General features: G+C 59.2%; 1 protein-coding gene. It reads left to right on the top strand.

Annotated features, from left to right (window positions below; genetic code table 11):
* A partial coding sequence (locus tag K6T82_RS24355; protein ID WP_223711648.1) for a methyl-accepting chemotaxis protein occupies window positions 1-282 on the top strand: 282 nt, incomplete at both ends.

Raw genomic sequence — 282 nt, 5'->3', positions numbered from 1 at the left:
AGATGGAAGAGATGGTCAGGGCCATGGCGGAGATCAGCGAAACATCCACGAAAATCAGCGATATTATCAAGACGATCAACAACATCGCCTTTCAGACCAATATCCTCGCTCTGAACGCGGCCGTGGAGGCGGCGCGGGCCGGTTCCGCGGGCAAGGGCTTCGCCGTCGTCGCGGACGAGGTGCGCAACCTCGCAAGCAAGAGCGCGGAAGCGGCCAAGGACACAACGACGCTGATTGAAAACGCCCTCAAAGCCGTGTCCAACGGTTCGAAGGTCGCGGATT

The organism is Flavobacterium potami (genome assembly GCF_020026915.1).
In the GTDB taxonomy this organism is placed as follows: domain Bacteria; phylum Bacteroidota; class Bacteroidia; order Flavobacteriales; family Flavobacteriaceae; genus Flavobacterium; species Flavobacterium potami.
Note: the sequence above shows the minus strand (reverse complement) of the source record. Positions and strands in the feature narration are given on the sequence as shown.